The sequence below is a fragment of the Micromonospora craterilacus genome (genome assembly GCF_003236315.1).
GTDB classification, from domain to species: domain Bacteria; phylum Actinomycetota; class Actinomycetes; order Mycobacteriales; family Micromonosporaceae; genus Micromonospora; species Micromonospora craterilacus.
Genome location: NZ_POTY01000435.1, coordinates 1 through 2,146 on the forward strand (window position 1 = coordinate 1; position 2,146 = coordinate 2,146).

The 2,146-nt window shown below is 75.6% G+C and carries 1 protein-coding gene; it reads left to right on the top strand.

The window, feature by feature from the left end:
• Positions 1 to 133 precede the first annotated feature (133 nt).
• A partial coding sequence (locus C1I95_RS33515) for a thiamine pyrophosphate-dependent enzyme (protein ID WP_111220083.1) occupies positions 134 to 2,146 on the top strand: 2,013 nt, incomplete at its 3' end.

Genomic DNA, 2,146 nt, shown 5'->3' on the forward strand with positions numbered 1-2,146 from the left:
CCCCACCGGCCCGCCGCGCCGACCAGGGGCTTGCGCCCCGCTCACCGGCATGTCGGGAGGCAAATCCTTGATCAACCGGCGCTGCCGGTGGGGCGGGTGTCTCTGGAGTGGTTGAGGGGTGCGTTGGTCGGTAATGCTGTCGGACGTGACCACCCCGCAGGATCTCGACGACCGTTTCCGGGAGTCCCTGGCCGCGCTCGCCGCGCCGCAGCATCGCGCTGACCCGGCGCAGCCGGTGGCCGACGGTGCGGCACTGACCGGTGCTCAACTGTTGGACCTCTTCGACGCCCAGGTCACCAGCCGCCAGCTCGACCTCGCCGGACGCTGGCTGCGCAGCTTCGGCGAGGGCTACTACACCATCGGCTCGGCCGGCCACGAGGGCAACGCCGCGGTCGCGGCCGCCCTGCGGCCCAACGATCCGGCGCTGCTGCACTACCGCTCCGGCGCGTTCTACTGCGTCCGCGCCGCCCAGGCTGCCGACTCGGCAACCGCCACCGGCGGGGATGCCGCCGGTCAGGATGCCACCGCCGGTCAGGGGGCGGCTGCCGGCGTGGCGACGAGCGCCGGCCGGGTGACCGATCCGGCCGGCGGCGCCGAAGCGGCGACCGACCCGGTCGGCGACGAGGGTCTGACCGGTCGTGAGCGGGCCGGTGAGGCCGGCGACCGGCCGGGTGGGGACCACCCCGACGAAGGTGACACGGCCGGCGGTGCCGACCCCGGACAGCGCGGGGTGGTCGGCAGTACCGAAGGCCCCGCCACGACCGCGCCGGACGGCGAGGCCGCGGCCGATCCGAACCGGGCGGACGAGCCGGCCGGGACCGTTCCGTCGGCAGATCCCGATCACACGACCATGACCGGGCCGACCGCGAGCGCCCCGACGGTGACCGCGCCGACCGGGGCCGGGCTGACCGGGGCCGGGGAGGACGGGGTCGACACTGCTGTGTCGATGGCATCCGTGCGGCGGCCGGTGGCCCGGGCGTACACCGAGGCGGCGCGGGACGTGCTGCGCGGGATGGTGGCCTCCAGCCGGGAGCCGATTGCCGGTGGCCGGCACAAGGTCTTCGGCCGGGCCGATCTCGCCGTGCTGCCGACCACCTCCACCATCGCCTCGCACCTGCCCCGGGCGGTCGGGATGGCCCTCGCGGTGGAACGGCTGCGCCGGCTCGACAGCCGGCGGGGGGCGGCACGACCCGGCGACCCGGTGACGCCGGCACCCTGGGCGTCGGACGCGATCGTGGTCTGCTCGTTCGGGGACGCCTCGATCAACCACGCCAGTGCCACCGCCGCGTTCAACACCGCCGGCTGGTACGACCACACCGGCCTGCGTATTCCGGTGCTGTTCGTGTGCGAGGACAACGGCCTGGGCATCAGCGTCCGCTCGCCGCAGGGCTGGGTGGCGACCGCCCTGCGGTCGAAGCCGGGCATCCGGTACTTCGCCGCCGACGGCGTCGACGTGGTCGGGGCGTACGAGGTGGCGGCCGAGGCAGCGGCCTGGGTGCGCCGGCACCGGCGTCCGGCCGTACTGCACCTGACCACGGTCCGGCTGATGGGTCACGCCGGCGCGGACGCGGAGAGCGCGTACCGCACTCCCGGGGAGATCGCCGCCGACGTGGCCGCGGATCCGGTGGTCGCCACCGCGCGCCGGCTGGTCGAGGCGGGCCTGGCCAGCGGCGCGGAGCTGCTCGGCCGGTACGACGAGATCGGCTGGCAGGTCCGCCGGATCGCCGAGCAGGTGCTCGACGAGCCGAAGCTGACCAGCCCCGCCGAGGTGATCGCGCCGCTGGCCCCCCGCCGGCCGCTGCGGGTGGCCCGGGCGGTGGCCGACGCGGGTATCCGGGCGGCCGGGCCGCGGGCGGGAGCGCGGGCGGAGGTGTTCGGCGGCAAGCCGCCCGAGCTGGCCGGCCCGATCACGCTCGCACAGAGCATCAACGCGGCGCTCACCGACGGACTGCTCGACCACCCGCAGATGGCCGTCTTCGGCGAGGACGTCGCCGCCAAGGGCGGGGTGTACGGGGTGACCAAGGGGCTGCGCGACCGGTTCGGTGCGGCGCGGGTGTTCGACACCTTGCTCGACGAGACCTCGATCCTCGGCCTCGGCCTCGGCGCGGGGCTGGCCGGGATGCTACCGGTGCCGGAGATCCAGTAC